Origin of the sequence: Streptomyces sp. C, assembly GCF_000158895.1 — a bacterium.
In the GTDB taxonomy this organism is placed as follows: Bacteria; Actinomycetota; Actinomycetes; order Streptomycetales; family Streptomycetaceae; genus Streptomyces; species Streptomyces racemochromogenes.
The window spans coordinates 6,219,032-6,223,878 of sequence record NZ_GG657750.1 but is presented as its reverse complement, the minus strand read 5'-3'; the positions used below and the strand labels follow the sequence as shown (position 1 = coordinate 6,223,878).

Below are 4,847 nucleotides of genomic sequence, written 5' to 3'. Positions count from 1 at the left end.
GGCCGGGGGCGCGTGCGGGGGCAGGCGGAGGGGGCGAAGGGGCCTGCGGGTGCGGGCGGCCCGGTCACAGGGGCGGGTAGGTGACGCCCGTGAGCTTCTCGGAGGCGGCCCACAGGCGCTCGCCCGCCGCGTCGTCGAGGGTCCAGCCGGCCCGCCAGGAGCGTACGGGCGCCCCGCGCCAGCCGAGCCGCGGCCCGAAGAAGCCGTCCTGCCCGACACCGGGCGCGGTGGCCGCGTACAGGGTGGGCAGGGCGCCCGAGGCGGCGGGCTGGGCGAGGACGGCGTTGCCGAGGGCCATGGGCGCGGGAGACGGGGCCGCGGCCCTCCAGGGCGGCGGCACCGGCGTGGAGGTTGGTGGAGGCTTGACGCTCATCCCGCCTAAAGGCGGGAGATTCCCACCGGGCCGCCGCTGTTGAGTGACGGTCGTAGGTGGTTCCTGTTTCATCACCCGCTGCCCGGCTTGCCAGGTCTTACGTGGGCTCCACAGGCGTTTTACGTGTCCGGGCGTCCCTCGGCCACGATACGCCGTCCTTCGCGGCGGAGGTTAAGTTCTGCGTTCTCATCCCGGTCGTGGGCGGCTCCGCAGGAGCACACCCAGTTCCGGACCTTGAGCCCTTCCAGTCCCTTCGGTCCATCGATCGACCCGCAGGCGGAGCACAGTTGCGTGCTCGGAAACCAGCGAGAGACCTTGGCGAAGGTCCGTCCGTACCGTGCGCATTTGGCTTCGAGGGTGCGGGCGAACATGCCGAGGGACTGGTCGTGGACGGACTTGCCGCGCTTGCCCTTGGCGGTTTCCATGCTCTTCACGTTCAGGTCTTCCAGGTACACGGCTTGGCTCTCGCGCGTGATCCTGGTGGTTTCCTGCTCGATGAAGTCGCGTCGCTGGTCGGCGATCCGTGCGTGGATCTTCGCTACGGCGAGTTTGGATTTGCTCCGGTTGTTCGAGCCTTTCCGGGAGCGGGACAGCTTTCGCTGCGCCCGCTTGAGTTTCTTGGCCTGGCGGCGGAAGAACTTCGGTGAGGTGATCTTCCGGCCGCGCAGGACCGCGTAGGTGGACAGGCCCAGGTCGATGCCGGTCTCGGTGTCGTCCAGGTCCAGTTCCGGCAGCGGCTTGTCCTCGGCCTCCACCACGAAGCTGGCGAAGTACCTGTCCGAGGCGTCCTTGATCACGGTCACGGACGACGGGGCGGAGGGAAGCTCACGGGACCACCGGACTTCCACATCGCCGATCTTCGGCAGCCGGAGCTTGCGGTCGGCGGTGATGGAGAACCGGGCATTGGCGGTGAAGCGGATCGCCTGGCGGCTGGTCTTCTTCTTGAACTTCGGCGGCCCCATCTTCGGGCCCTTGCGGGTGCCGTTCTTCGAGGCGAAGAAGTTGGAGTAGGCGGTCTCCAGGTCCCGAAGGGACTGCTGGAGTACCACGGCCGACACCTCGGACAGCCAGGCCCGTTCCTCGGTCTTCTTCGCCTCGGTGACGAACCGCTTCGACAGCTCCGCCGCCTTAGGCCACTCGGCGCCCTTCTTGTAGGCGTCCTGACGCAGACGCAGCCCGTCGTTCCAGACCACCCGAGCACACCCGAACGCCTTCGCCAACGCTGTGCGCTGAAGAGCATTCGGGTACACGCGGAAGGAGTACCTGAGCTGCATACCAACGATCCTACTGCCGTTGGTTTATGGCTGAGTATCAGAACATCCGCACTGGCAGACACGGTGCATTCGTCATGCACGCGCACTTGGTTTTCGTGACAAAGTACCGGCACAAGGTCTTCAAGGACGTCCACCTGACGCGCATGGAGGAGATCATGCGATCCGTCTGCGAGGACTTCGAAACCGAGCTGGTCGAGTTCAACGGCGAGAACAACCACGTACACCTGCTGGTCAACTTCCCGCCCAAGGTCGCCGTCTCCAAGCCGGTCAACAGCCTCAAGGGCGTCAGCTCCCGACGCTCCGCCAGGAGTACCCGGAGCTAGTCCGGCACTACTGGCGAGCGCAACGGCTGCGGTCCGGCTCGTACTTCGCCGGGTCGGTCGGCGGGCCTCCGTTGCCGATCGTCCGTCAGTACATCGAGCAGCAGAATCGCCCGCTCTAGCCTGCGGGTCAGAGTAGCGCTGAGAATCGCTTCACCTCCCCCGTAAACGGGGGAGCACTGCGATTAGGACCTGTCCGGCCGATCATGAGCGGAGCCAGATGGTGAGGGCTGCGGCGGTTGCGGTGCCAAGGTAGACGTAACGGCGCTTGTCGTAGCGGGTAGCCACCGCCCGGTGCTGCTTGAGCCGGTTGATGGCCCGCTCAACGGTGTTGCGCTTCTTGTACCGCTCTTCGTCGAAACCCGGTGGACGTCCGCCGCGTGAACCTTTGCGCAGGCGGGCGGCCTGGCTGTCGGTCTTCTCGGGAATCGTGTGCCGGATGCTCCGTTGCCGCAGATAGTCGCGGCACGGCCCGTTGCTGTATGCCTTGTCGGCCGCAACGCTGTCCGGCTTCTTGCGCGGCCTGCCTGGCCCGAGCTTCGGGACGCCGATCTTTTCCAGAACCGGTTTGAACTGCGTGCAGTCCGCCCGCTGACCTGCTGTGACGATCAGGGACAGCGGGCGGCAGCGGCCGTCCGCGCTCAGGTGGAGCTTGGTGGTGAACCCGCCGCGCGAGCGGCCCAGGCCCTCACCTCCCGCACCACCTCCACCAGGCGGGCGTGCAGGCTCTGCCACGGCGTTTCGTCCTGATGTTCTAGCCCTTCGGCCCCCTTTGAGGCGGGGGCCGGCGGCGGGTCAGTGCGGGCACCCGCCGCGTGCTGATGCGCCCGCACGCTGGTGGAATCGACCGAGACGTCCCAGTCGATCTCACCAGCCGCATCCGCCGCGGCCTGGACCTGCTGCAGCAGACGCTCCCACGTCCCGTCAGCCGACCACAGCCGGTGCCGTTCGTAGACGGTCTTCCACGGCCCGAAGCGTTCGGGCAGATCACGCCACTGAACGCCGGTCCGCACCCGGTGCAGAATCCCATCGATCACCTGCCGGTGATCCCGCCACCGGCCACAACGCCTGTTGCTGACCGGTAGGAACGGCCGCAGCCGTTCCCACTCGGCATCACTCAGATCACCCCGCCCCATGACGGGAGGAACGACCCGACCACATGTCGGTCACAAGAGCACACGAACCCTGATCCCTACTCCGTGACGAAGGGTGTGTATCCGACCGGGACCTCGCTCACCTGAAGGTCAGAGAAGACCAAGGTCAGGTTGTGTGCGTTGGTCTCAATGCGTACCTCATGGAAGTCGATCCCGACGGCCTTTGACCAGCGGCGGGTCGCCTCCGACTCAGGGAGAAGCTTGGCTCCCGGGTACAGGTCGTGCCACTTCACGCCCCAGACGTATCCATCAAGGTCGACACCGGTTTCGTGGTCGATGAGCCCGTCGTCCAAAGAGATCCGCCAGGTCTCCGCCGACACCGACGTCTCACAACGGGCCTCAACGCAGTACCGGAAGAGATACCGCAGGTGGGACGGCGTGATGCCGGTACGAGGAGCAGCCGTCGCGTAGACGATGACCTCGTAGTCGCGCATGTAGTTGGTGTATCCGTGGTGCACAACAGCCTGATCGAAGGTCTCGTCCAGCATCTGTTCAAGTACGGCGGTATCCATGCCTCCTTCTACCTCACTCGACGAGACCTTCGACAACGAGATACACGGGTGTCAAACGCCATAGCCTCAAAGATCGACCGGACAGGTCCTAGTCCCGGTAGCCGGGGTGCGCGGCGATGACGACGGCGGTACGGCCGCTCTGGTCGGGCATGCGGATGGCGTTCCAGCCGGTCATGGCAGCCTCCTCGGGATGGTCACGGCCACCCTACTCAGCGGCGCCCGCCGCCGACACCAGTACGTCCCCGGCGGCGACCCGGCTGTAGAGCACGCTGCGGCCCGCCCGCCGGCGCAGGATCAGCCCCGCCGCGAGCAGCACCTTCAGCTGCCCTGCCACCGCCCCCAGGCTGTACCCGGTCAGCGCCACCAGCTGCGTCGTCGACTTCGGGCTCTCCAGCAGCACCAGCACCCGCGCCCGCACCGGCCCCAGCAGCCGCACGAGCGCCTGCGGCGCGGCCGGCCCGCGACCCGGCTGGGTGAGCTGGCCCGCGCACGGGTACACCAGCGCGTGCCGGTACGTACCGGTCCAGGCCACCCACCCGTGGGCGTGCGTCACCGGTACGAAGACCAGCCCGGCCTCCCCCGACAGTTCGCGCGGCCGCCGCTGCTGGAGGTTGACCCGCAGCCGCCCGCCGCCCAGCCAGGCCATGCCCGGCCGCATCCCCGACAGGGCGGCCGCCCAGCCCTCCCTGCCGAGCTGGCTGGTGCGCACCAGGACGTCCGCCTCCGCGATCCGGCGGCGCCGGTCCCAGTCGGGGCGTACGGCCTCCTCCCAGACCCACTCCAGCAGTTCGGCCGTCCTCGGGCCGAGGCCGCGCGTCCGGTCGAGGCCCTCGGGGAGCCGGCCGGTGGCGGCGCGCAGGTCGGTACGGACCACCGCGTCCGGGGCGGCGCGCACGGTGGCGAGCTCCTCGGCGAAGGCGCGGCCGTCCTGGTGGGCCGGCGGGGTCAGGTACCCGGCGATCCACAGCCGGCCGAGGGCGGCCCGCACCAGGGCGGCGGCGACGGGGTCGGCGGCCAGGTGGGCGCGGTAGTGCGGGAGCCGGTCCGCGAGCCAGGCCCGCTCGGCGGGGTGGGCGGGGGCGCGGCGCTCCAGGGCCATGAGGGCGGCGGTGGTCTCGGCGAGGGGGGACACGACGAAGCGGCTGCGCGCGAGCGCGTCGGTGTCGATGCGCCACCATCCCCACGGGCGTACCGTCCTTCCCCCGACCTGCCGG

At 68.6% G+C, this 4,847-nt stretch carries 3 protein-coding genes and 3 pseudogenes; 1 reads left to right on the top strand and 5 read right to left on the bottom strand.

The features are described from left to right. Positions 1–64 precede the first annotated feature (64 nt). Positions 65–298, bottom strand: a pseudogene (locus SSNG_RS27990) (short-chain dehydrogenase); the annotation flags it as partial. 194 nt (positions 299–492) lie between these two features. Beyond that, positions 493–1,647, bottom strand: coding sequence for an RNA-guided endonuclease TnpB family protein (locus SSNG_RS27985; protein WP_007267295.1), 1,155 nt, complete (start codon positions 1,645–1,647; stop codon positions 493–495). A gap of 26 nt (positions 1,648–1,673) precedes the next feature. Between SSNG_RS27985 and tnpA the strand changes: the two are divergent. Further along, positions 1,674–2,089: pseudogene (tnpA, locus tag SSNG_RS27980) on the top strand (IS200/IS605 family transposase). A gap of 82 nt (positions 2,090–2,171) precedes the next feature. Here the strand turns inward: tnpA and SSNG_RS40300 are convergent. The 3 genes and pseudogenes from SSNG_RS40300 to SSNG_RS27965 all read right to left on the bottom strand — a co-directional run bounded on the left by SSNG_RS40300 (position 2,172) and on the right by SSNG_RS27965 (position 4,801). Further along, positions 2,172–3,103: pseudogene (locus SSNG_RS40300) on the bottom strand (IS5 family transposase). Positions 3,104–3,159: 56 nt separating this feature from the next. Then, positions 3,160–3,633, bottom strand: coding sequence for a hypothetical protein (locus SSNG_RS27970; protein ID WP_042802078.1), 474 nt, complete (start codon positions 3,631–3,633; stop codon positions 3,160–3,162). 205 nt (positions 3,634–3,838) lie between these two features. Then, complete coding sequence (locus SSNG_RS27965; protein WP_042804214.1) at positions 3,839–4,801, bottom strand: winged helix-turn-helix domain-containing protein; 963 nt, start codon at positions 4,799–4,801, stop codon at positions 3,839–3,841. Positions 4,802–4,847: the final 46 nt, after the last annotated feature.